The 22,911-nt window shown below is 33.5% G+C and carries 27 protein-coding genes; 5 read left to right on the top strand and 22 right to left on the bottom strand.

The genetic code is table 11. From position 1 onward, the window contains the following. Positions 1 to 2: 2 nt before the first annotated feature. The 8 genes from C1726_RS24825 to C1726_RS24860 form a co-directional block, all read right to left on the bottom strand. A complete protein-coding gene (locus tag C1726_RS24825) occupies positions 3 to 947 on the bottom strand; it encodes a ring-cleaving dioxygenase (RefSeq protein WP_102275597.1) in 945 nt (314 codons plus the stop codon). A 52-nt stretch (positions 948 to 999) separates the two neighbouring features. Next, positions 1,000 to 1,443: a MarR family winged helix-turn-helix transcriptional regulator gene (locus C1726_RS24830; protein ID WP_102275598.1), complete on the bottom strand. Its 444-nt coding sequence runs from the start codon at positions 1,441 to 1,443 to the stop codon at positions 1,000 to 1,002. Positions 1,444 to 1,675: 232 nt separating this feature from the next. Next, complete coding sequence (locus C1726_RS24835; RefSeq protein ID WP_102275599.1) at positions 1,676 to 2,860, bottom strand: YVTN family beta-propeller repeat protein; 1,185 nt, start codon at positions 2,858 to 2,860, stop codon at positions 1,676 to 1,678. 527 nt (positions 2,861 to 3,387) lie between these two features. Continuing rightward, complete coding sequence (locus C1726_RS24840; protein ID WP_102275600.1) at positions 3,388 to 4,128, bottom strand: GNAT family N-acetyltransferase; 741 nt, start codon at positions 4,126 to 4,128, stop codon at positions 3,388 to 3,390. Positions 4,129 to 4,339: 211 nt separating this feature from the next. Then, a complete protein-coding gene (locus tag C1726_RS24845; protein WP_102275601.1) occupies positions 4,340 to 5,323 on the bottom strand; it encodes a phosphotransferase enzyme family protein in 984 nt (327 codons plus the stop codon). A 421-nt stretch (positions 5,324 to 5,744) separates the two neighbouring features. Next, positions 5,745 to 6,263, bottom strand: coding sequence for a GNAT family N-acetyltransferase (locus C1726_RS24850; protein ID WP_102275602.1), 519 nt, complete (start codon positions 6,261 to 6,263; stop codon positions 5,745 to 5,747). A 91-nt stretch (positions 6,264 to 6,354) separates the two neighbouring features. Then, positions 6,355 to 6,591 (bottom strand): DUF2651 family protein, encoded by a 237-nt coding sequence (locus C1726_RS24855; RefSeq protein ID WP_102275603.1) that lies wholly within the window; start codon positions 6,589 to 6,591, stop codon positions 6,355 to 6,357. 167 nt (positions 6,592 to 6,758) lie between these two features. Next, positions 6,759 to 7,205 (bottom strand): NUDIX hydrolase, encoded by a 447-nt coding sequence (locus C1726_RS24860; protein ID WP_102275934.1) that lies wholly within the window; start codon positions 7,203 to 7,205, stop codon positions 6,759 to 6,761. A 262-nt stretch (positions 7,206 to 7,467) separates the two neighbouring features. Here C1726_RS24860 and C1726_RS24865 point away from each other — a divergent pair, with 262 nt between their 5' ends. Beyond that, the gene (locus tag C1726_RS24865; protein WP_102275604.1) at positions 7,468 to 7,827 is read left to right on the top strand and encodes an ArsR/SmtB family transcription factor; all 360 of its coding nucleotides are present in this window, start codon (positions 7,468 to 7,470) and stop codon (positions 7,825 to 7,827) included. Between the two features lie 3 nt (positions 7,828 to 7,830). Next, a complete protein-coding gene (locus C1726_RS24870) occupies positions 7,831 to 8,829 on the top strand; it encodes an NADP-dependent oxidoreductase (RefSeq protein WP_102275605.1) in 999 nt (332 codons plus the stop codon). Positions 8,830 to 9,099: 270 nt separating this feature from the next. Here the strand turns inward: C1726_RS24870 and C1726_RS24875 are convergent, their stop codons facing one another. The 9 genes from C1726_RS24875 to C1726_RS24915 form a co-directional block, all read right to left on the bottom strand. Next, the gene (locus C1726_RS24875; protein ID WP_102275606.1) at positions 9,100 to 9,558 is read right to left on the bottom strand and encodes a DUF523 domain-containing protein; all 459 of its coding nucleotides are present in this window, start codon (positions 9,556 to 9,558) and stop codon (positions 9,100 to 9,102) included. Between the two features lie 351 nt (positions 9,559 to 9,909). Then, a complete protein-coding gene (locus C1726_RS24880) occupies positions 9,910 to 10,560 on the bottom strand; it encodes a lysozyme inhibitor LprI family protein (RefSeq protein WP_102275607.1) in 651 nt (216 codons plus the stop codon). A 170-nt stretch (positions 10,561 to 10,730) separates the two neighbouring features. Continuing rightward, on the bottom strand, positions 10,731 to 11,117 hold the full coding sequence (locus C1726_RS24885) for a hypothetical protein (RefSeq protein WP_102275608.1): 387 nt from the start codon (positions 11,115 to 11,117) through the stop codon (positions 10,731 to 10,733). Positions 11,118 to 11,386: 269 nt separating this feature from the next. Further along, complete coding sequence (locus tag C1726_RS24890; RefSeq protein WP_235822846.1) at positions 11,387 to 12,028, bottom strand: hypothetical protein; 642 nt, start codon at positions 12,026 to 12,028, stop codon at positions 11,387 to 11,389. Between the two features lie 318 nt (positions 12,029 to 12,346). Continuing rightward, positions 12,347 to 12,970: an FMN-binding negative transcriptional regulator gene (locus tag C1726_RS24895; RefSeq protein WP_102275609.1), complete on the bottom strand. Its 624-nt coding sequence runs from the start codon at positions 12,968 to 12,970 to the stop codon at positions 12,347 to 12,349. Positions 12,971 to 12,988: 18 nt separating this feature from the next. Then, positions 12,989 to 13,507 carry a GNAT family N-acetyltransferase gene (locus C1726_RS24900; RefSeq protein WP_102275610.1) on the bottom strand — a complete coding sequence of 173 codons (519 nt, stop codon included), beginning with the start codon at positions 13,505 to 13,507 and terminating at the stop codon, positions 12,989 to 12,991. Positions 13,508 to 13,532: 25 nt separating this feature from the next. Continuing rightward, positions 13,533 to 13,985, bottom strand: a complete 453-nt coding sequence (locus C1726_RS24905) for a MarR family winged helix-turn-helix transcriptional regulator (RefSeq protein ID WP_102275611.1) — start codon at positions 13,983 to 13,985, stop codon at positions 13,533 to 13,535. A gap of 789 nt (positions 13,986 to 14,774) precedes the next feature. Beyond that, positions 14,775 to 16,187 (bottom strand): MFS transporter, encoded by a 1,413-nt coding sequence (locus tag C1726_RS24910; protein WP_102275612.1) that lies wholly within the window; start codon positions 16,185 to 16,187, stop codon positions 14,775 to 14,777. A 146-nt stretch (positions 16,188 to 16,333) separates the two neighbouring features. Further along, complete coding sequence (locus C1726_RS24915; protein WP_102275613.1) at positions 16,334 to 16,915, bottom strand: TetR/AcrR family transcriptional regulator; 582 nt, start codon at positions 16,913 to 16,915, stop codon at positions 16,334 to 16,336. Between the two features lie 278 nt (positions 16,916 to 17,193). Between C1726_RS24915 and C1726_RS24920 the strand changes: the two genes are divergently transcribed. Then, positions 17,194 to 18,201 (top strand): DUF3231 family protein, encoded by a 1,008-nt coding sequence (locus C1726_RS24920; protein WP_102275614.1) that lies wholly within the window; start codon positions 17,194 to 17,196, stop codon positions 18,199 to 18,201. 91 nt (positions 18,202 to 18,292) lie between these two features. Here C1726_RS24920 and C1726_RS24925 read toward each other — a convergent pair whose 3' ends face one another. After that, complete coding sequence (locus C1726_RS24925) at positions 18,293 to 18,499, bottom strand: hypothetical protein (RefSeq protein WP_102275615.1); 207 nt, start codon at positions 18,497 to 18,499, stop codon at positions 18,293 to 18,295. Positions 18,500 to 18,686: 187 nt separating this feature from the next. On the opposite strand from C1726_RS24925, the gene C1726_RS24930 reads away from it, so the two are divergent. Continuing rightward, a complete protein-coding gene (locus tag C1726_RS24930) occupies positions 18,687 to 19,250 on the top strand; it encodes a copper resistance CopC family protein (RefSeq protein WP_102275616.1) in 564 nt (187 codons plus the stop codon). Between the two features lie 77 nt (positions 19,251 to 19,327). Continuing rightward, positions 19,328 to 20,344, top strand: a complete 1,017-nt coding sequence (locus C1726_RS24935) for a copper resistance D family protein (protein WP_180968299.1) — start codon at positions 19,328 to 19,330, stop codon at positions 20,342 to 20,344. A 53-nt stretch (positions 20,345 to 20,397) separates the two neighbouring features. Here C1726_RS24935 and C1726_RS24940 read toward each other — a convergent pair whose 3' ends face one another. The 4 genes from C1726_RS24940 to C1726_RS24950 all read right to left on the bottom strand — a co-directional run bounded on the left by C1726_RS24940 (position 20,398) and on the right by C1726_RS24950 (position 22,901). Further along, the gene (locus tag C1726_RS24940) at positions 20,398 to 20,883 is read right to left on the bottom strand and encodes a glutathione peroxidase (RefSeq protein ID WP_102275618.1); all 486 of its coding nucleotides are present in this window, start codon (positions 20,881 to 20,883) and stop codon (positions 20,398 to 20,400) included. A gap of 154 nt (positions 20,884 to 21,037) precedes the next feature. After that, positions 21,038 to 21,634, bottom strand: a complete 597-nt coding sequence (locus C1726_RS24945; RefSeq protein WP_102275619.1) for a cell wall hydrolase — start codon at positions 21,632 to 21,634, stop codon at positions 21,038 to 21,040. Positions 21,635 to 22,168: 534 nt separating this feature from the next. After that, positions 22,169 to 22,306, bottom strand: coding sequence for a hypothetical protein (locus C1726_RS26425; protein ID WP_180968334.1), 138 nt, complete (start codon positions 22,304 to 22,306; stop codon positions 22,169 to 22,171). Between the two features lie 115 nt (positions 22,307 to 22,421). Further along, positions 22,422 to 22,901 carry a staygreen family protein gene (locus C1726_RS24950; RefSeq protein WP_102275620.1) on the bottom strand — a complete coding sequence of 160 codons (480 nt, stop codon included), beginning with the start codon at positions 22,899 to 22,901 and terminating at the stop codon, positions 22,422 to 22,424. Between the last annotated feature and the right edge of the window lie 10 nt (positions 22,902 to 22,911).

Raw genomic sequence — 22,911 nt, forward strand, 5'->3', positions numbered from 1 at the left:
AATTAATCCCCCCCAATTGGTTGTAGGTTTTCTTCAATTTCAGTACGTCGACTTTCTAAAAACGGTGGTAAATCTAAATTTTCACCCAGTGTTTCAATATCCCCATCGATTGTAAATCCTGGTCCGTCTGTAGCAATTTCAAATAGAATCCCGTTTGATTCACGGAAGTATAAGCTCTTAAAGTAGAATCGATCCACAATGCCCGAAGAATGGAAACCGCGTGTTTGTACTTGTTTATCCCAGTAAGCAAGCTCTACCTCATCTTTAACTCGAATGGCTAAATGATGAATACTGCCACGTCCTGGTTTTTCAGAAGGACCATCTAAAGATTTCACAACGATTTCACCAAATACTTGGCCCCGTATTGATTGGAAAATTGCTTCATCTTCCATACGTGAAACTTCTATATAGCCAAAAACTTGGGTAAGTGTACTCGCTAGTTTATCAAGTCGGCGCACCGTCATTTCCACGGAGCCCATTCCTTGAATTTGATGTTCTACTGGCACGGTTGATTTTTCCCACGTTTCCCAATGCCGGGCTTTCTCACCTGTCGACACAAGTAACACCATGCGAAGACCTTCAGAATCTTCAAAGTGAAGGGCTGGTTTATTGGCATACGTTGTGATTTCACTATGTTGTACGCCATATTCCTCAAAACGGTTTTTCCAATAGATTAAGCTCGCTTCAGTTGGTATAAGTAAACCGATTTGGGTGATCGCATTTGTGCCTCGGTATGTGCGGCCTGCGAGTGGTATCTCAAAGAAAGATAATTCTGTGCCGGCACTTCCAGTTTTATCTCCATAAAATAAGTGATACATCGACGGATCATCTTGGTTTACCGTCATTTTCACTCGCCGTAACCCAAGTACGTCACGATAAAAGTAGTTATTTTGTTTTGCACTTTTTGTAATCATTGAAATATGATGATGTCCAGAAATTGTATTCATAAGTTTTTCCTCCTAATTATCAATTGAATAATCAAGTGATGAGATAAAAAAATTACCTGTTCGGCAATTTCTTTTTTTCACTATTTTTTTGTACACGTGACATGAGAGAATACAGCATTTTTTGTTCCTCTTCTGATAAACACTCATCAAAGAATGAGGATTGAAACTCAAGCTGATTCTCAAAGGCATTATCTAGTTTTTCCCGTCCCTTATTCGTTAACGAGATCGTTTTCGTTTTCCACTCTTGCTTGCGTTGAATGAGTCCTTCTTTTTCAAGTCGAGCGAGCATACGCGAAATACCACCTTGTGTCACTGTGACTTTCTCAGCTAGCTCACTTTGTGTTAATGGTTCATATGTTGAAATTTGCATTAATACATCAAATTGTGCAGTTGTTAAATCAAATTGCTTTAAAAAGTCATTTGATAGTAAATTACTTTGATGTGTAAATCGAGTAAGCCGCAGCCAGATTAACGAACCGCGAGTATTTTTGTGCATATTGTTCATCACTCCCTTTCGTCATTATCACTTTACCACTCAATTGAAAGGAGCGCAAGAGAAATATCTCGAATTCGAAGTATTTTACTAAAGATGACAATATGAATATCGAGAATTTGTCCAAAAAAGATAGGAGTTAAAACCTTTAGAACACTCTTATCATGTTTTTTCAAACAAATAGCCGTTACCCTTTATTAGGTAACGGCTATTTGAACTCATTTATTTTTATTCCCTAGTTCATAATACTAATCCCATTAGGTACTTCCCCGACTTCAATTGTATCAATCACTTTATTTTGTTCTGTGTCGATAATCGTAACCGTATTTTCAAACATATTTGTCACATAGAGCCGCTTGCTATCAGAGCTTGTTACAACTCCATGTGCACCTTTCCCTGTTTCAATCGTAGCTGTTACTTTTTTTTCAGCTAGGTCTACTACAGAAACAGAATTTGATGGAAGTTCTTCTGATCCTTGATTTGCAACGTATGCAAATTTATTGTTTCCATCAATATAGACTTGGGCAGGACCATTTCCAACTTCTACTTTTTCAACCTGTTCCGTTTCTACATCTACAATTGCAAGCATATTTTCTGCGTTCAAAGTAGCTACAAGCGTTTTACCATCAGATGTAATGCCTGTTGTAACTGGTGTTGAACCAACCTTAATTCTTTTCTCTTCCTTTAACAATTCTAAATTTACAACACTCACTGTATCTTCGCTCATATTTGCAATATATGCCCTTTGACTATCTGCGGAAATTCTAAAACCGTGTGGGCCTTTTCCAGTAATAATCGTGTCTGTTACAGTAAAATTATTCATATCTATCACTGAAATATTATTATCTTCCGAATTTGTTACTAATGCATACTTCCCATCCTCTGTGAAAACAAAGTGAGCTGGATGGCTGCCTACTTCAACAGTATTTAACAATTCATTTGTTTCAATGTCATAGAACAGAGCTATTCCCATGGAGCCTCCCCCATGTGATTGATCGTTATTTGAACTACTTTCATTTGATTTCCCGTGTGAATCACCGTGTGTATCATTTCCATCTGACTCCCCATGAGAATCTTCCCCGTGTCCCTCTCCCCCTCCTGGGATAACTGTAGCACCTAGCATTTTTCCATCTGGTGATACCTGAACATTATGGACTACACCATCAACATCGATTGTATCTACCACCTTATCAGTAGCTGCATCTATTTTGGAGATACTTCCACCCTCATTGGCAGTAAAATAAAAATGGAATGTTTCTAAGTCGGATTCACTTGAACTCTTGTTTTCGTCTGAAGACTTATTTACTTCATTAGCATTTGCTTCGGCTTCAGAATTTTTATCGGTCCCTGTACTACAACCTGTGAGTATTACTCCCAGAACCACTAGTATTATGATAAAACTCAGCTTTACTTTTTTCACTATTTCTCCTCCTTTTTTCTTACATAGTAGTTATAATAATGACTGCAATTTCTTCAAAGTGTGATGCAGTTCACTCAGAAAAAAAAAGAATGCCAACATAGTAATGTTCTGTGAAAATCCATAGAAACTGCAAACTTACCTAATAAAATTAATTAATTTGCTAAATGTTTTACTTATTGACTTTTTATGAACTAATATTTTCTTTCCGAATTTCTATAATTACAAAACAAAAAACTCGTCATTTATTGACGAGCGCAAGATCATATATTTCATAAATCAGCCTTGATATTTTCTCATTCTCTAGGTTCCAAATAGAAATATAGGTTAACTTAAGCTCTCATATTCCTTTTTTTCTTCTGCAAATCTTCTTACCTCCGAAGCAACAATTAGAAAATCACTTACTTTTTATTGGCTGTTGTACACATTTTATTTATTTTGAAAGTTGTCCCTTTTGGCCACAGAAGTAATAAAGAGTATTATATTACCTTCGATAAAAGAATAACCCACTCTCTATAATCTACAAAAGTTCAATTAGAATGTCCTTTTAATCTATAGGTGAATTTTTTTTCGAACATTTGACAACCATTCACCTGAAAGATGCGCTGCATGGGGATGTTTTTATGTCCAGTTGCCCCGATATAATAAGAGGCTCCCATATTTTTAAGGAAATACAATGAAAGTTTGTGAAGTATTGAACCCCAGCCTTTTCTCCGATACCTGGGGAGTAACCCAAAATAAAAAATTCTGCCCTCATCAGCAGTACCCGGTTCGATGTGAGGCATGGTGATGCCTATAGGACTATTTCCATAAAATGCGATCAAACAACTTTTGGCATAATCATGACCCAGTTCCGACTTCATTCCTATAAATTCCTTTTCAACGGAAAGGGTTGAAGAAGCATTTAACATGCCTATGGTAGTTTCTTGCCAAACCTCTTTAAATAAATCAGCGGATGTTTGTTCGATCGATTTTATTTCGATAAATCCTTTCCCGCTGTGTTTAAAAGAAGACAGATCTCGTTTATAAAAATATTGTGTCTCCTGCTGCCAAAAATCAAAAGTCCTAAGCAGATCAAGATATTCAATATTCGCAGATTCTTTTTCGTTTAAGACGATTGATACAGATTGAATTCCATTCTCTCTTACGTACACCATCATCTCTTGCAGAAGTTTTTCAAAGTGTCTTATAGAGGATACCCTGCCAATATCCTCTATAACAAAATAATTTGGTGTCCCATCAAGAATTTTTAATCCTAATGATATGTGCACTTCCAACTTCCTTTCTTTCGTAATTCTTTAGCTATTGAAACAAAGTAAAAACAGGCATAGCCTTATTCCAGAGTCATATTTATACGCTGATTATCCATCAATCGAAAACACTCAAACCACGAGAACACTTGCAATAAAAGAAAAAGAACACTTTCTTTACTCAATGAAAGCGTCCTTTTTTAAAAGACTTTAAACGATTGGATTTCTAAAATTAAATATCCATTCCAAAATAAGAAGATTCATTTTTCATCCCTTGTTTCAAATCCTCTCTCAAACTTACTAACCACTCAGGTTCATTCTCCCACTTTTCCTCTACTGATCTTAATACACGAATATACCCATATAAATTAGCAAAGCGTCTGCAAGCTGGTAATAAAGATAGCATATCATCTGAAAGTTCATATTCTGTACGATATCCATCCATAAAGCATTGTTGTTTTTGCTGAAATATATCAGCTGGTATACAATCTTGCAAACTATCAAGAGCTTGTACAATATCCATTACATACCAGTGATACATAGCATCGTCAAAATCAATTATGTTACAGGATTGGGACTTTTCATCATAGAATACATTATCATATTCAAAATCATAATGAATCAGTCCAAAATTGCTTTTTGTAATAGGAATAGAATCAAAATAGACTTGGAGTAATTTTGTTTCCATTAAAGCTGATGTTTCATTTGGAAAATCTATTAGAATTGTTTGAATCCAATTTAACACGTCACTGTATGACCATCTCTTGTTTTTTATAGGTTTATATTTACTAGATAATTGATGAAGTTTTCCTAATGCTTTTCCATAATTGAAGATGATCCTATCATTTAATTCAGTCCTGTCAAGCTGAATGCCTGCTACACGTTTAAATACAGAAGCAAAGTAATCGCCCCATGGGGTTTGTGCTTCAACAAGTTCTTCTCCATTTTTTGATGCAACTGTTTCTAGAACACCATACTGTTTTGAACTTAAATAAGAAATAAATTCTAGTTCTGCTAAAATATTATTTTTCAGCTTCTCTGACATTGGAGAAAATCTTAACATTTGAGTCCTGCCTTGGTTTTGAAAAGGATAAATAGCATTTGAAGATATCCTATAGTATTTAAATAAGTCGATAGATTTCTCATCATATTCCCAGTTATTCAATAACATTTCTGCTAAATTCACATTGTCAAAAAGATATTTTAATTTCAACATAATAAATAGACAACTCCCTACGATTTTTTATTTATTTACTTCTCAATATCTTTTTTGAAAATACCAACTGGAATTAAATCTTTATTAATCAAACAAAAAAACCACAGAATTATATTAAATAACCCTGTGGCTCAAAATGTTTAATCCATAACAAAAAAGCCTGTGCTTTATATTGCCCAAGCTCAAATCATACGACAAATCATCCAACTTTTAACTAATTTAATCCGTATGAGTGAGAGGCAATATATTTAATTTCCAAGGTTATCTTCATGAAATTTATCATTGCGTTATCTCACTCCCTTCTGTAATATTACAAAAAATATATCAATTAAAATTTCAAAAATCAATACTTAATTGCTATGCTTAATATACTTTAATTTACTTTTATAATCTTTCTCTGACTTTATTATAATAAACTCGCTTATATGTTCTTTTGAAACAAAGAATGTCCATCAGCATTACCAACTTTTTCAAAGCCATAATTACGATAAAATTCATTTAATTTACTATTATTCCCTACGCAATCCAATCTTAAGGAATTTTTCCCTTCTTTTTCAAGAATAGTTTCCATCCATTGTAAAATTTTTTTTCCTAAACCAGAACCGATTTTAGTTCGACTAATGGCTAGTCTATGCAGGTATACAGCCCCATCATTTAAATTTCCCCACGTATATTTATCCCAAGAGCTCTGAGTCGGATACAGCGTAAACGTAGCCACAATCACTCCATCTCTTTTTACAATATAAGTATTATTATTATTTATTGCTTGTCTTACTTCATCATCTTCCCCTCCAGCCGCTAGGAATCCCCATTGATCTATCCCTTTTTCTTTTAGCCATTTTGCAACATCTTTTAGAAGGTCTAATATTTTGTCTGCATCTTTACTCATTGCTATAGATACTTCATATACGCTATCTAAAGAAACTAAGTTATTTGGCATTTTGCATTCCTCCAATTTTCGAATATCTCACCTTGATATCCAGTATGATTTTACAAACATCTCGATTCTTTTTAGGAACAAACTTATTTATCTATGATTTTACTAATCTTTTTATTAATTGCACGATCAAACTAATAATAACCGACAGAATTGTATAGACCACCACCCAGATTAAAAAGGATTCATTAAATACTGTAAACAACAAGAATGTAAAAACAATTAATGTTAATGCAGGCACCACAAACCATTTTTTAAACAAAAATATTCCAATTATTGAAGCTACAATAACCATTGCAGGAAAAATTAAAAGAACGAATTGAAATTCCATTATTTTTCTCCTCTTTTCATAAAACTCTCTTAATTTTGCAAATTCTTTTAGTATCAATTTGTTGATTGAAAAGTGCGTAAGTCTATCTTTAGATGTTTTCCCTGCATTGCATTAACCAAATTTTACCTCCAATATTAAAATCCCATTAGTTCAAAAAATAAGATAACCTAAATAAAATGTTTTTCAATAATTAACTTCGCCCTTTCATCAAGTCGAGAAGGTAATTCCTTAATTGAGAAATATTTTAAATCCAAACTTTCACCATCATTCATTGCTAACTCACCGCTTGAATCTTGTGCTAAGAAAACACAAATAACATTATAGACTTCGTCACCATTTGGAAATTTAAAGTAAAGATTTTTTCCTGACAAAATATCAATAAACTTTAAACTCTTTGCTTGAAGACCCGTTTCCTCGAAGAGTTCACGTTCAGCAGTTTCTTCTAAGCTTTCACCAATTTCCATTGCCCCACCTGGCAACCCCCATTCTTTTGTATCAGAACGATGCTGAAATAAAATCTCTTTTTTATTATTCATAACTATAATTGTAGAACCAACTATAATAAATGGCCTGCTGCCAATAAGTTCTCTTATATCCTTTATGTATTCACCCATTTTTCCCTCACTCCAATTGACCAATTGTTTCATTAATTCTCTTTCTATATACGAAAATCCTGCTTCACAATCTTCGCTTTCCAAAATATTTCCAGCTTCCGTATAGAGTCATTAATGGTTTATTATCATTCCCTCTAAGTTGTATTCGTCTCGATTTGCTTTCTCAATGTTGCACCTATCATAACAATCGTATATTGTTGAAATCAGCTATATGGTTTATCAACTTAAACCATTAAACTGATTTTTGGAGGTATTTTACTGAATGAATAAACAGGACCAACTAAAAATGATCAAAGAGGATTTTATTAATTGTCAAAAAGTACTATTAGCGATTGGGGATGAAACACGTCAAGCGATTTTGCTCGTTTTAATGGGAACAGACTGCCAAACAGGCTTGCGTGTAGGTGAAATCACGGAACAAACACATCTTTCCCGCCCTGCGGTGTCCCATCATCTTAAAATCTTGCGTGATGCTGGTATTATTTTAATGCGTAAAGAAGGGACAAAAAACTTTTATTATATTAACGTACGTTCAGAATTAGATTTATTAAAAACGCTTGTCTTGGATATTGATACGTTCATGCAGAACTTTTATGTAAATGATGGAATTTCGGAGGGATAAGCAATGAAAGCAATGGTTATTGATAAATACGGGAAAGTCCCGATGCGTTTGGCAGAACTGCCCACACCTGAAATTGGTGAATATGAAGTACTCGCAGAAATTCATGCTGCTAGTATTAATCCTATTGATTTTAAGATCCGCGATGGGAAGGTGAAATTGTTAGTTAAATATAAAATGCCTCTTATCTTAGGGAATGACTTTTCTGGTGTCGTTGCAAAGGTTGGCGCAAAAGTGACTCGTTTTAAAGTTGGCGACGAAATATACGCTCGTCCACGTAAGAGTAAAATCGGGACTTTTGCTGAATATATTGCTATTCACGAGGATGACATTGCCTTAAAACCGAAAAATTTGAGCTTTGAAGAAGCATCATCGATCCCGCTTGTGGGGTTAACCTCCTATCAAGCACTAACAGACATTTTGCAATTACAAAAGGGAAAAAAAATTTTGATTCAAGCTGGGGCTGGTGGTGTCGGTACCTTTGCGATTCAGCTGGCTAAAGCAATGGGTGCCGCTGTTGCAACAACTGCAAGTGAAGCTGGTACGAATTTAGTAAAATCTTTAGGTGCAGATGAGATTATTAATTACAAGACAGAAAAATTTGAAGAGATACTGGAAAACTATGATGCCGTATTTGATACACTTGGAGGCGAGACACTCGAAAAATCATTCAATATTTTAAAAGACGGAGGTAAAATCGTTTCCGTTTCGGGTTTGCCGAATGCCCGTTTCGGGAAAGAATATGGTTCCGGATTTTTTAAAACGCTGCTGTTTTCAGCGGCAAGTCATAAACTTACTGCGCTTGAAAAAAAGCATGATGTACAATATACATTTTTGTTTATGAAGCCAAGTGGAGAACAATTACGTATAATCGCAAACCATATTGAAGCCGGTAAAATCAAACCTGTAATTGATAAAGTTTTTCCTTTTGAAGATGCTCAAATAGCGATGGAATATGCGGAGGCTGGAAGGGCAAAAGGGAAAATAATAGTAAAAATCAAATAGTTGTCAAACGAAGCAAAAAATCTTTCCAAGCTTTTGTATGGATGTTAAATATAGATTAGAGGGAATCTTTCTATCAATATCTATCTAAAGCTACAAATGATCTTCAACGAACGGGTGCACTGCACTAATGAAGTCTAAAGCCTAAATTCTCACATATAATACTGGGAATTTAGGCTTGTTATATTGTGATTTGCTTTGAGTTGTAAATCCTCATTTTCACGATGCTGCCCCTATTAGCTGGTTTAATTGCAGTTAATTTTTATACATATTTCAAAGGATATTATCAGAAAACTGCTCTTCTGAAATTACTTGTAATCCATTTCTTTTGAGTAAAGCAGTTGTAACCCCGTTGCCAGCAATTTTCTTCCCTTTAAATTCACCATTATAAACCATTGAACTGCCACAGGATGGGCTATATTCTTTAAGAACCACTATAGATGCTCCGATCTCTATTGCCTTCTTTAGTGTTAAGTAAGCTCCTTTTATGTATAATTCTGTAACGTCTCTACCCGTTATCTCGACCACTTTAGCTTTTCCATCTAATACATCTTCTCCATTACCACCTATTATCTCAGCTGGTTGTCTAGGAGTTGAAAATCCACCAAGCAATTCAGGGCATACAGTAATAGCCTTATTCTCTTCTAATAGTCTACGTATCTTATGATCTAAACTGTGTGTACCGTTATACCTTACCTCTAATCCTGCTAAACAAGAACTTACTAATATCATTTGTATCACCTCCATTAATTCGTATCTTATGTTGTCCTTCTTATTGGGAATTTTCCACCATAAAATTACCCTTAACATAAAGAAAAAGTGTAATTCTTGATGCAGGATTCAAGCCAATAACGGATTTAAAAAATTCCATCTCCATCCAAAAATGAACTAATAATGAATAAATACATGGCAAAAATACTGCAGGAAGACTATTTGCTAGAAATATTTCTAAACAAACAAATTTATAGTAAAGGATGAAAAGCTGGCTTCACTATACAACTCTTGCAATCCATTGATTTTACTTGAAAATTTCACTACTAAACGAACTGTTCTCCTGAAGGATTTCTGGTAAGCGATGAAAAATTACTTCATATAATCTTCAACTATTTCATAGCATCTTTCTTCAGTAAGGTTTGCTAACACTGCCACATATTCTAAATGTTCCATCGTACCACCTTGAAATTTTAAGGATGCCTCTTTTGCACTATCATCTCGATAGGTTATCCAATTCCGTTGTTCTGTTCTCAATTGATCCATCTTTTCTGGCGTAAGTTCTTCCTTCAGGACACCATAAATTTCATTTAACAAGGCATCCCAAACATCAAATCTATCATTTTCCACCTTTTTTAAAGCGTATGTCGATGTATCTTCTGCTTCCATTTTTTCCACTTCTATTTTAGCCTCATTTAATTTCTTTAAGTACACTTCCTTTAGATTTGCTGTAGAACGATTAGAGGAATCTTCATCTTTCGTTGGCACATTGTTTGATATATCCTCTTCTTCGTTAGGATTGACATTCCCTGAGGTTTCTCCATTATTGTTGTCTTTGTTTAAAACATTTTCCTTAGAATCAATGTTAGTAGAAAAGTCCTTAGTGTTTTGTGATGAATGGCTATTTTGTGAGTTATTGTCCAAAGCAGCACTTGACTCTTTGGATGAGCTTTCACATGCAGCCAATAACAGTAAAAATACAATAGAAAACATTACGATAATAATTTCTCTCTTTATTTTCATAATATAACCTTCCTTTTATAATGACTATCACATTTGAAGTAAACTACTATTAAACTATCATCCTGCTTCGTTCATTTAATCGTCTCTCTTCACTATATATTTCAAAACGATTTTCAACTATCTTACCTTAAAATGCAAGCGACCTTAGATGTTGATAGATATATATAAGATTACCCTTCAACGATTGCAAGATATTTTAAAATCTTCCCTTCGGATTCAACAATTAAAATATCTCCTCTTTCCTTAGCAGAGTAAATCTTTGCACCAACAGGTAGTTTATTCGACATTTCATCTTTGAAGTCTTTATTAGTCTCATTTCTCGATTTTATTTTACCGATTTGATGGTCTTTTGTTAACGATAGTTCTTCGACCCAGTCAACATCAGTCTTGAAAATTACTCCATCATACTGAAAAATATCAGCTTCAGGATCTAATGCTAATACTTCATCCGCATCAATACTGTCAATAGTTACTTTGGTTATTTCCTCACCATTCGAGCATCCTAAAAGAGTAAATATAGTGAATGTAAACAAAACATAATATAGTTTATGTACCATCTCATTTTCTCCTTTATCGTATAGACGGTAATTCTCAAACAAAAGTTGCTTCTTCAACTGTCCGATTTCGCTAACACGGTATTAATCAAGACTCCATGTAAGTCCTATAGTTTCACCAAAACAAGCGCTAATCCTTCCCAGATAAAAGTTTGTATTGGTTGAACTTATTTATGATTTTTTTTACATTTATGGGTCGACAGATTGGTCTTTTTTAATTTGGGTTTTCTGCGTTGGTCGAAAGAGATAGAGCTTTTGATCCCCTATCACACTTATTTGTATGGTATAAATTCTACTGATTTTGCCTGATACATTTTATCTCGATGCTCATAAACAATTATTATACTTCCTGCAAAACTGGCAGGAGATATTTGTCCAGCCACACTTACAGTTAGTTGATTGTTTCTAACTTCATAATCAATAATACTTCCAAAACTTATATCATCAAATATGTTCTCGAGTTTGATTTCTAAAGGGGTTATGTCAACAGTACATTTTTTGTCACCAACAATTACCTCTGCTTTTTCTGCATTTATCTTGGTTTTTACGTTCTTATGGATAATTGCTAAAGGATTATCAACAATTTCTTCGCTTAAATTAAAGCGATTATTCATTGTCTCAAAAACATAAACATCTTCCCATAAGAGACCTGTACCATAACCCTTTGTCAAAATTATGAGTAACTCTGGATTTTGGTCTTTATTGATGTCCTTGTAAATAATTTGTGGAGCATAGGTAGGGTTCGTTTCACTAATCCAAAAAGGTTTTAAGTATATTCTACCTTTAAAATTTATTTTAAAATCCATAAATAATCCATTAATTTTCTTAGCATACAGCGTTATGTTCACTTTTTCGTTCCTACTAACAATTTCATATCCTTCAATTTCCGCTTGTTCATTGTTAGAATGAATCATAAGAAATATGACTGCCATTAATACGATGTAAGTTTTTATAGAAAACACCTCATTATAGTGTTCCCTAGCCTCATTCTTTATTCAATTAACTCTTCTCTTTAGCTCAATACATATTTTTTAATTTCGTAATTTATTTTAAATCCTCAACAATCTGACCCAATTAACTAAGAAAGGCACATTTCCTGCTCCAGAAATGCGCCTGTTAGTACAATAAATGTTTACTATCCTTTAACCTTCTCCATTTAGAAGATATACTCAAATGATACTTGGATATCATTGGTTAATTCGATCAAAAGGGAGGGTTTTTCCACTTGAAATTTACTTTCGATTTTTTAATCTCTTTTCCATCAGTTTTGCCATTTGTTTCGAATTTGGATTCACTTCATCTTGTAATTTTTCAATTATGTTAATATAATCCGTTTCATTTCGGTTCTGACTTAATTTATAAGCTGCTTGGATTTCTTTGACTTTAATCTTAAAACCAACAATACCTTTTAGCTGGGTTTCTATTAAGTCAGGAGAAAGGTTATCCCATAAAACCGGATTTTCACGATGTTGTTCATATTTTTCTAACATTCTCTTTAAATCTTCTATTAACTCATATTCCTCTAAAATACTTCCTTTTCCATACATATGGACCGCCTGATAATTCCAAGTTGGTACGTTTTTATGGGAATACCAGGAAGAAGAAACATATGCATGCGGTCCCTGAAACATAACAAGCACATTATCACATGTTTCAAATGCTCTCCATTGAGGATTTCCAATAGCCATATGCCCGGTAATATAGTAATCATCACCCATTTTATTTAAACCTAAAGGCAAATGAGTGGCTGTTGGTTTCCCTTGCTCTGTTGTGATAACCGTGCCAAAGGAGTTTTTCTGAACAAAATCCCAAATTTCTTCTACATTGGTGACCTTAAAATACTTTGGAATATACATACAAATCCACCTTTCAATTTAATTGAGTGGTTTAGTCATTATATAGTCTATTTGCTCTTCATCACCCATAAAAAATGAGTGGGCTCCTGTTTGAACAAATCCCATTTTCTTATAAAAGGCAATCGCATTTTCATTTTTTTCCCAAACGCCTAGCCAGATTTTCTTTTTATTAAGTTCTACTGCAATTTCTATAGCATGATTTAGCAGACATTTCCCAAGTCCATGTTTTTGAAATTTATTCTTAATATATATCCTCTCGATTTCAAGCGATTCGTCATTCATTTCTTCCGACTGAGCATCATCGGTATTTACCTTTAAATATCCAGCGATTTCATGATTAAAATAAACAAATAAGAATTGCGAACAACTATTAGATAATTCTTTTTCTAATTGTTTAACGTTAAACGCCTTTTCCAAATAGGCATTCATATTTTCAGGTGAATTCTGATGCTTAAATGTTTCATTAAATGTTTCATAACTAATTTCTTGAAGGTGGGGTAAATCTTCTAGGGTACACTTTTTAATCTTTATAGTCATTTAAGTATTTCGCTCCTTTAGATAATCAATAATTTCTCTTGTTTCCCTTCTTTACATATTCCCAGTCTTTTTCTATATTTTCTCTTACTCTTTGGAGAAGATTGAAAATGGTTTCTGCTTCTATTTCGGAAAATCCCTCTAATGCAACAATATTGGAATAATCATTTTCTCTTTTTATAAAAGGATAGACATTTTTCCCTTTCTCTGTTGGAAAGAGCTTTTTAATTTTTTTGTTATGTCTATCACCTTTTTTTTCAATAAAACCATTCATTTCAAGCTTTTTTATTGCGCGAGATGCTGTTGTTCGATCTACTTTTATCATTTCAGCTAACTTCTCTTGAATAATTCCTGGATTTTCACATATTCGGACAAGATACAAATACTGCCCTTTTGTAAGGTCATATTCTTTAAATTCTATATTACTTATAGAATCTAATGCCCTTGCTATCATTCCGATTTCACGAAGTATCTCTTTCATAATTAACCCCCTCAGCGTAAATTTCATTGCAAATGCAACAGAAAGGTGTATGTCAATTTTATTCCTCTTTTATTGCATTTGCAATAAAAACTAAAATTCAATCTTGATACCTAGATTTTGGTCAATTATATAACACAAAAAAGTGCGCCATTCTTGTAGCAAAAATGCACCCTATACAAACATATTAAACATGGAACCATAGATGCAAATTAGCTTATTTTCGATTTTAATAAAACTCTTAATAATATAAATCTAAAAAAGCTTTATTCATTATGCTAAAAGGATTCAATTTATTTATTCATGAGCAAGTAGAACCAAATTCTATTCCTCGATCATCTTGAGCTCTAATTATATGATATTGTTTGGTTCTATAATTCCAGGAATGCTGCTCCGTTCGTATTTTACGATCAATTAGAAAAATTTTATAAAAACTAGATATTATTAATCCATAAAAATAAAGGAGAAAACATTAGACATGTCTAACTTGTTTTCTCCTTTTTATTCAAAAAAAGCGCCCTTTTCTTGATTAAGAAATTATTTATAATAGTTATCTAGAAACATTTCGCACAATAAAAGCAATCGTTATTTCTCTTTTTTTGACTTATAATCTGGGATGTAACCACCTAAACAAGCACATACTACAAAAATCCAATATGGAATAACTTTCAATCCATTTGGTTCTAGATAAACTTTATTGATTACGAGAATCGCACAACTTATGAGTATTAGGATAATACCGATAATATTTCTAATCATGTTTTTTCCATTTCCTCAGGAACATTTATCAATTTATTTATTTGTTACCAAGGAAGACGATTTCTTTTGTCTTAAAGTAAATGCTACTAATAACCCGACAAGGGCAATTATAGCTTCAATAATCAACGCCATACGAACAGCATCGGTCAAAAGGGCCTTCCCCATTTGTTCCAAAGAACCACTGGTATTGAAGGTAGCTGAAACGATCGCCATAATTACAGCCAACCCAACTGCAGAGCCAATTTGTTGACCTGTGTTTATAATAGCAGATGCAATACCTTGTTGTTTCATTTCAATACCTAAACTAGCAGCAATAAACATGGTTGTAAATACAAAAGCTTGACCCAAACCTATAATAATAGTGCCTACTATCATTGCCCAAATAGAGCCGTATACAGTTAATTGGGTAAGAATAATAAAGCCTATCGCTCCTAGTGCCATTCCAGTTCCCATAGTTCCAGCAATCCCTATTAAACTAATCATTCTATTAATAAACTTTGAACCTACTAAAGCACTGAGTGTTAAAGGCAGAAAGCTCACACCTGATTGAATCGCAGAGTAATGTAATACTTCTTGCGTGTAAAGAGTTAAAAAATAGTAAAGTGTTCCAAAAGATGCAGAAAACAAAGCGGCACTGATAGTAGCACTGACTAAACTACGGATACGAATCAAACTAGATGGTATTAATGGTTCGTTCGTACGTTTCTCAATTATTACAAACAATAAAAGTAAACAAAATCCTATAAATCCAGGAATGATTGTTGTCTGATTTGTCCAGCCCTCAAGTGGCGATTGAATTAGATAATATACCACTAAAATCATTCCTGCTGTCACTGAAACAGTTCCAGCTAAATCATAATGACGTGTAGTTGAAGTAACTTTACTCTCTTGAAGAGCAATTGGAGCCAGTATAATAACTAAAATGGTGATTGGTACATTCACTAAGAAAATTGCTTCCCATCCAAAATAATTTGTTAACAAACCACCGAGCAATAACCCAAGAGATAAGCCAACTCCCCCCATTGCTGCCCATACTGACATCGCATGGTTTCTTTCTTTACCTTCCTTAAAGTTTGACATAATCAATGATAGAGTTGCAGGAGATAATAGTGCTCCACCTAGTCCTTGTATACCTCTTGCTACAATGAGCATCATATCAGAATTTACTAAACCTCCAAGCAGAGACCCGAAACCGAATAATCCGGTTGCTATTATAAACATCTTTCTTCTTCCCAATAAATCTGACAATCTTCCTCCGATTAGTAATAATCCCCCATAAACTAGAGAAAATGCACTTACTACCCATTGTAATGAATTCGCAGAGAAGCCTAATTCAGAAGCAATAGACGGCAAACCAACAAAAATAATCGTGTAATCAAGTGCTAAGATTAGCTGAGATATAGCCAATAGAGTTAGAGCTAACCCCTTAAATTTCTTTTCTTTCATTAAAAATTCTTCCTCTCTTTTTAGACCAAACAGTCTATAATTTGCATAAAAAAATAATTAATACAATGCATATAAAATTCACATTTTAGACTGAACAGTCAAAAACGGTCAAAATAGAATGAAGCCGTTTAATTAGCTTCACTTTTTTAGTCCATTGTCGTGAGAACAACAGAAACAAATTCATCTAGTACTTTATGATCCGATGATAACTTTGCTACCTGTGTTAATGAATATCTGGAGTGATTCAGATACTTAGCCAGAGCATTTAAGTCTTTATGATCCCCAAGTTCCCCCTGTTCTTGAGCGCGTACTAATGCTTTATAAAAAGCTATTTCTAACCGTTTTAAATCTTGGTTGAAAAACTCCGCGATTTCCAAATCATGAGGTATTTGAGCGATTGCACTATCCATTATAAAGCATTCTTTACGTCTTGCATCATCCTTTAAGACATTTATGCCCTCATTGAAAATTTCACTAATTGCCTTTTTTACTGATCCAGGACTCTCCAAATACGAGATAACAGCAGCACTTTTTCCATTAATATAATGTTTTACTGCAGAAATAAACAGATCCCTTTTTGTCCCATAAGTATCATATAAACTTTGACGTGCGATTCCTAAACCCTCTATTAAGTTTTGCAGCGAAGTTCCTTCATAGCCGTAATGTCCAAAAATTTCCATTGACTTATGTAACACAATAGACGGATCAAATTCTTTATTTCTTGCCATTTGTTTTCCTTACCTCCTTTCTAAATATTATTTTATTCATTCTGGACTGATTAGTCAATAAAAAACCTAGTACTTCTTATTAATATTTATTGTTTTAGGAAAACGATAAGTGATTATTGTATAAAGTTTTTTTCTCCCACGCTAGTGCAATCTTATTCAAATCTTTTTAGATTTTTCTTTTTTTTGCTTATTCTAGTGAAAAATGAATGGAAGAATAAGTTGTTTTGGTATGAGTAATACTTAAATTAGAAAAGTCTAATCTTAAGAGGAGATTTTAAATGAATACAAAACATAATGTAGGTTTAACATCAACAGAAATTGCAGGATTGTGGTCTACCTATTTAAATGATAGCTTGTCTATCTGTCTCTCTAAGCATTTTCTGCAACAGTCTAACAATGAGGATGTTAAACCATTAATTGAGCTAACATTAGATATATCACAAAAACATATTGATGAAATCAAGAATATTTTTGAAAAGGAGAAATTCCCTATTCCTAACGGATTTTCCGATGAAGACATTGATCTTTCAGCTCCACCTTTGTTTTTCGATTTATTTCCTGTAAGCTATGTTTACGGGATGAGTCGTATAGGTTTAATGACCTATAGTATGCTAATTTCTAATGTTGCCCGCGAAGATATACGATCTTTTTTCTCTCAGTGTTTAACTTCCACATTGGATCTTTATAATACATCAGTAAATCTAATGCTTTCTAAAGGGATATACGATCGCCCAACAATGATCCCTTATCCAGATAAAGTTGAATTCGTTAATAAGAAAGAAACATTTTTATCTAAGTGGTTCGAAAAGAAACGCCCTCTAAATGTTCTTGAACTATCTGAAATATTCTTTAACATTGAAAGAAACTATTTTGCTTTAGTCCTTCTCACTGGATTTATTCAAGTTGTAAAGGATGATCAAATAAAGAAACTTTTGATAAAAGGTAAGGAATTAGCTCAAAAACAAATTCATTTCCTAAACGATACTTTAATCAAGGAAGATCTTCTGGGCACTATAATGATTAACTCAGAAGTATCAACTTCTAAGGTATCTCCTTTTTCTGAAAAGCTCATCATGAACCTTGTAACTATACTAAATACACAAGGAATAACCTATATTGGCCATGCATTAGCTACATCAGCACGAATAGACCTTGCTAATGAATATTCAAAACTAATTCCTGAAATCTTGCAGTACGGGAAGCAGGGCACTGACATTTTGATAGAAAGGGGATGGATGGAAGAACCGCCACACGCTCCGAATAGGAAGGAATTAGCAGAAAATTAGGTGTAAATTAAACAAGGGATCTCTACGATCTCTTGTTTAATTCTATAACCAGTATTTTAACAAATTTATAGTGACATCATATAAAAAGAAGTCAGTTCTCTAACGGAAAGATATCAATTTTCTTCAAATCTCGTTTTTTGTAAGTCCAAAGTTCCAGTTGCTCCAATTGTTCTGCCCAGCATACAGCTTCTTCTATTAGTGTTATTCCAATCCCTTTTTTACAATAATAAGAATCAACAACTAAGACTACAATTCGAACATACGATCCATCCACTTCATAGTAATACCCTTTAACCAATCCAATCATCCCAACATTGTCATTGAAATTGTGTAGACAGTAAATTTTGTAGATGGGTATTAATAAATTTCTTTTAAATTATTTAAGTTACTTCATACATAATTCACATTTATTAGTTAAACTAAATGAAGAAAATGAATAATAACATTTTCCTTATGGTAATAGCGGAAAGTTAGGAGGAGGTATTATGAAACGTATTTTTATCGCGATAGCAGCAGTTTTACTAGCCATGTCTATTTCTACTAATGTGTTTGCTCATTCTCATTTAGGGGGATCGAATCCAGCTGATGGTGACATCATATCAGAGCCATTAAAAGAAATTGTTCTTGAATTTGATGGAAAAATTGAACAAGGAAGCTATATAGATATAACAACAACAAAAGGAAAAGCAATAGAACTGCAAGAAATTATTATTGGTGATGGTACATTAACAGGTACTGTCTCAGAACCGCTGCCAAATGAGAAATATCAAGTAAATTGGAGCATTATTAGTGCAGATGGTCACCCCTTAGAAGGTAAGTTCTCTTTTACTGTAAATGTTCCCGTCACAGAATCTGTAGAAGAAGTACAAGAGAAACCATCAGTAACTAATGAATCAGCAGTGCAATCGACAGAAGGTAAAGAACAAGCAGCTCCATCAGATGAAGTGGAGAAAGAGAAAGAATCATCTTCTATGACAGTTATTCTTATTGTACTATTAGTTATCATTATAGCAGTAATTTTCTTCTTACTTACTAAAAGAAAGAAATGATAATGACTATATTAGTATTAATTAGTCAGACACTTTTGTATTTATGCTTTTCGGTCTTAACAGGAAGTTTTATTCTTATGCTTGTTCCAATAAAATATCGTCCAGATATTAAGATTCCAAAGCGCTTATTACTAATTTGCGCCATATCTCTGCCTGTTTTCGCGTTTATTCCTGTACTTGATATTACTTTATATATTGCTCCACGCTTAGGTCTATTTGAATCATTAAAGATTGTCTTAACTACCTATACAATTGGAACTGCCTGGGATTTTACCTTTCTCGGTTCCATTGTATTAATACTATTAATTGCCTTGGTGAAATCTGCCGAAAAGAGAAATTTCGCTATTTTAGGAGCAATACTAATATTTTTCTTAATACTTACAGTTGCTTGGTCCAGCCATGCAAGTGCTATAGATCCAATAGTAGGAATGATAAGTGATTTTCTTCATTTAGCAGCTGTAAGTATTTGGGTTGGCGTTTTGCTAGTTATTGGCTGGTGTTCTCTCAATCATAGAAATTGGCTTGAGTTTTTAAGCTGGTTTACAAATGTCGCTTTTGGCTGTTTAGTAGCTGTAATACTTAGTGGATTGTTCCTGATGGATTTAATGATCGATGGGTATTTTGATTCGTGGATGGTTTCGTATGGACAAGGGTTATTAATGAAACATTTATTCCTACTGCCACTTGTTTTTTATGCCTTTGTTAATGGCTTCTTTGTAAAATATAAAATATCAAAAGATGCTACATTCAATCCGATTCCTTGGATACGAGTAGAAGGATTGATTTTATTTGCGATTTTTACAATAACTGCTGCTTTTTCGCAGAAATCACCACCACATGGAACTCAATTAACGAGTGATGCAATATCGCCTTTATTCCATCTATTTCACGATGGCATTATCAATTCTACTCATACAATTGGCTTTGTTATAAACTTAAATTCAGTATGTTTCCTTTTCCTTTCTATCTTATTTATGGGCTTAATTGTATTATCCTTTTTCAAAAAAGCATCGATGATTCTATCTTTTCTTCTTTGTTGCTTATTTGTAGTAAGTATATACTTTATGTTAATGGTGACTGTAGTAATTCGCTAATAAAGAGTGTGACTCATAAATAATGAAATGGAGTCACACTCTTATTGAATTAGTTAGCTGATTCCTGCATATTTTACTAGATCATCTTCTAATTTACTGGGGTCAGTTGTAGGTGCATAACGTTCAACCACAAGACCCTGCCTGTCTATTAAAAATTTCGTGAAGTTCCATTTAATATTTTTCAACAAAATTCCACCCTTTTGTTCTTTTAAATAAGTATACAGGGGATGTTCATTCTCTCCATTCACATCTATTTTAGCAAATATGGGAAAAGTAACTCCATAATTCCTTTGGCAAAACTGTAGTGTTTCTTCAATTTCGGCGAACTCCTGATTATTAAATTGATCACAAGGAAACCCTAATATCTCAAGTCCATGATCATGGTATTTTTCGTATAGTTTCTGAAGTCCTTCAAATTGCGGCGTAAACCCGCATTTGCTTGCTGTATTCACAATCAGCAATGTTTTCCCTTCATAATCTCTCAACGATTTTTCTTTACCGTCCGTCATTTTTACTTTGTAATCATATACAGTTTTCAAAATACTCCTCCTCATCATTGACAAGCAATCATTTCATCCCGAAAGTATCGTCTTTTTTATTTAAATATACTTAAAACTAATTATATCCAATAAACACAAAAGAGGCTAAGCAAAATTACTGCTTAGCCCCTTGTTATACATACTGACACTTATATTACCTAGCGAATCGATGATTTCCAATAGTTATTGTTACTTCACGTGAAAGGATCCATTTACTCGTTGAAGTTTTTGGATTATAAAAATATAATGAGCCTTTCCCCTGTCCTCTAAATGCTAAGGCTTCTTCTACAGCTTTTCTCGAAGACGTATCTGCTTTATGATTGATTTCACCATTTTGAACTGGCGTAAAGGCATAATGCCCACTTACTTTTTGATAGATTACTTCTTTTACTGTATTTGGGAAGAGCGAGCTATCTACTCTATTTAAAATCACTGTTGCAACTGCCACTTTTCCTGCATAGGGCTCCCCTTTTGCTTCTGCAAATACAAGACGTGCCATTAGTTCCTTATCTGCTTCTGTTATAGCATTGTTTGGAATCAATAGTTTTTCTCCTGGCAACAGTAAATCACTAGATTTGTTATTTGCTTTCATTAAGCTAGACATTGTTACGCCATACTTTTTGGCAATTGTCCAATAAGTTTCGCCTTTATGTACTTGGTGAGTATTTGCTGCTGCTTCTGATTGAGAGTTAAAACTAATTAATGAAATGGCAGCTGCGGATGCAATCACTAGTTTCCTAAATTTTTTCATCTTAATAGCCTCCTAATTTCTCAAAGATTGATATATTAGTAGGCTAACAGATGTAATATTGTTATGCATTCACCAAAATATTCTATTTTATTTATTATTCCTGTGATTCCCAAGGATACTAATATTGTATTGGCAGTGGTTAAATATGGTACCTTCTACTTTCATGAAAAATTTTACTGACTTTTAAAATTTAGGATTATTTGTAACAAATATTTCGGTATTGTAACAGCCTTATTTATCGAATAAATGATCTCACCAAATGTTCGAGGAACATACTGCTACTATGACTGAATAAAGTCAGGTCAATTATATTCCCTTATTGTTCATAGGTATGAGAATACATAGGCGGAAAATTTCCGTCTAATGTATAAAAAAGAAGCTTAAGAAGATTACATTAAAATCAACATTCAGTTATCTATTTATACTGCGTAAATTTATCAAACATACATGTTTGTTTGTTTACATAATAATATTATTTAAAACTAATATCCGTTTCAACTTTATTCTAAAAAACAGACACAGATTGTGCCTGTTTCATTCACTGTTTTGCGTATTATTAAAGAAGAATTCTGCTGATTCCTTTTTCATATTGGTTTCTTTCTTACTCTTACCCATTTTTCCATCAGATTCGTAGCTCAGATTAAAGAATTTTTCATTTTTCTTTTGCATCATACAGTCACTCCCTTTGCTATTAGCTTGTTACAGTTTACAAATCTTATACCTTTTTCCTCAAATGTCCCAAAAAGCAAAAAACACAGGCATTGATTCCTGTGCTTGACTGGAGGACTTATGTTCCTATAAGCTGCATAGCTTTATTTAAATATTGGCGTGGGGTTTCATAATAAATCATTTTATTATATTCCTTATAATTTGATTGAAAATGAATATAAATCGGTGAGTCTAAAAGCCAAGGATAATTGGAGAAAAATGTTCGATCACCATATATCATAGCTGATAAAGCATGTCTTGCCTCCCGTTGAAAAATCAGGAAGCGAATTTGAGCATATTTTTCATCAAATGATTCATCACTAATAAAAATTTTTCCGCTGAGAACATATTGACCCAATTGAGGTATCCATTCAGCAAGCACCTCATCACGGTATTCTTCTTGTATGACGTTGAAGTCGTGATGATAGCCAATGGATAAATAGGATTCTCCTGTTGTTTTCGATTGTGTCCATGTATATTTTCGACGATCTACTGGTCGAAATTCAGTAGCTGGAGGCAAATATAGGACATTAATTCTCGTCGGATCCCAATTATTCATTCAATGTGAC

Source organism: Cytobacillus massiliigabonensis (genome assembly GCF_900199725.1).
GTDB classification, from domain to species: Bacteria; Bacillota; Bacilli; order Bacillales; family Cytobacillaceae; genus Cytobacillus; species Cytobacillus massiliigabonensis.

What these genes read in the sequence shown, in the direction of transcription:
- C1726_RS24830 (WP_102275598.1), bottom strand. Translation starts at nt 1,443, where the DNA reads ATGCACAAAAATACTCGCGGTTCGTTAATCTGGCTGCGGCTTACTCGA.
- C1726_RS24850 (WP_102275602.1), bottom strand. Translation starts at nt 6,263, where the DNA reads ATGCCAAATAACTTAGTTTCTTTAGATAGCGTATATGAAGTATCTATA.
- C1726_RS24920 (WP_102275614.1), top strand. Translation starts at nt 17,194, where the DNA reads ATGAATACAAAACATAATGTAGGTTTAACATCAACAGAAATTGCAGGA.
- C1726_RS24870 (WP_102275605.1), top strand. Translation starts at nt 7,831, where the DNA reads ATGAAAGCAATGGTTATTGATAAATACGGGAAAGTCCCGATGCGTTTG.
- C1726_RS24895 (WP_102275609.1), bottom strand. Translation starts at nt 12,970, where the DNA reads ATGTATATTCCAAAGTATTTTAAGGTCACCAATGTAGAAGAAATTTGG.
- C1726_RS26425 (WP_180968334.1), bottom strand. Translation starts at nt 22,306, where the DNA reads ATGATGCAAAAGAAAAATGAAAAATTCTTTAATCTGAGCTACGAATCT.
- C1726_RS24910 (WP_102275612.1), bottom strand. Translation starts at nt 16,187, where the DNA reads ATGAAAGAAAAGAAATTTAAGGGGTTAGCTCTAACTCTATTGGCTATA.
- C1726_RS24860 (WP_102275934.1), bottom strand. Translation starts at nt 7,205, where the DNA reads ATGGGTGAATACATAAAGGATATAAGAGAACTTATTGGCAGCAGGCCA.
- C1726_RS24875 (WP_102275606.1), bottom strand. Translation starts at nt 9,558, where the DNA reads ATGATATTAGTAAGTTCTTGTTTAGCAGGATTAGAGGTAAGGTATAAC.
- C1726_RS24930 (WP_102275616.1), top strand. Translation starts at nt 18,687, where the DNA reads ATGAAACGTATTTTTATCGCGATAGCAGCAGTTTTACTAGCCATGTCT.
- C1726_RS24825 (WP_102275597.1), bottom strand. Translation starts at nt 947, where the DNA reads ATGAATACAATTTCTGGACATCATCATATTTCAATGATTACAAAAAGT.
- C1726_RS24885 (WP_102275608.1), bottom strand. Translation starts at nt 11,117, where the DNA reads ATGGTACATAAACTATATTATGTTTTGTTTACATTCACTATATTTACT.
- C1726_RS24945 (WP_102275619.1), bottom strand. Translation starts at nt 21,634, where the DNA reads ATGAAAAAATTTAGGAAACTAGTGATTGCATCCGCAGCTGCCATTTCA.
- C1726_RS24855 (WP_102275603.1), bottom strand. Translation starts at nt 6,591, where the DNA reads ATGGAATTTCAATTCGTTCTTTTAATTTTTCCTGCAATGGTTATTGTA.
- C1726_RS24900 (WP_102275610.1), bottom strand. Translation starts at nt 13,507, where the DNA reads ATGACTATAAAGATTAAAAAGTGTACCCTAGAAGATTTACCCCACCTT.
- C1726_RS24865 (WP_102275604.1), top strand. Translation starts at nt 7,468, where the DNA reads ATGAATAAACAGGACCAACTAAAAATGATCAAAGAGGATTTTATTAAT.
- C1726_RS24880 (WP_102275607.1), bottom strand. Translation starts at nt 10,560, where the DNA reads ATGAAAATAAAGAGAGAAATTATTATCGTAATGTTTTCTATTGTATTT.
- C1726_RS24935 (WP_180968299.1), top strand. Translation starts at nt 19,328, where the DNA reads ATGCTTGTTCCAATAAAATATCGTCCAGATATTAAGATTCCAAAGCGC.
- C1726_RS24905 (WP_102275611.1), bottom strand. Translation starts at nt 13,985, where the DNA reads ATGAAAGAGATACTTCGTGAAATCGGAATGATAGCAAGGGCATTAGAT.
- C1726_RS24845 (WP_102275601.1), bottom strand. Translation starts at nt 5,323, where the DNA reads ATGTTGAAATTAAAATATCTTTTTGACAATGTGAATTTAGCAGAAATG.
- C1726_RS24915 (WP_102275613.1), bottom strand. Translation starts at nt 16,915, where the DNA reads ATGGCAAGAAATAAAGAATTTGATCCGTCTATTGTGTTACATAAGTCA.
- C1726_RS24950 (WP_102275620.1), bottom strand. Translation starts at nt 22,901, where the DNA reads ATGAATAATTGGGATCCGACGAGAATTAATGTCCTATATTTGCCTCCA.
- C1726_RS24890 (WP_235822846.1), bottom strand. Translation starts at nt 12,028, where the DNA reads ATGATTCATTCTAACAATGAACAAGCGGAAATTGAAGGATATGAAATT.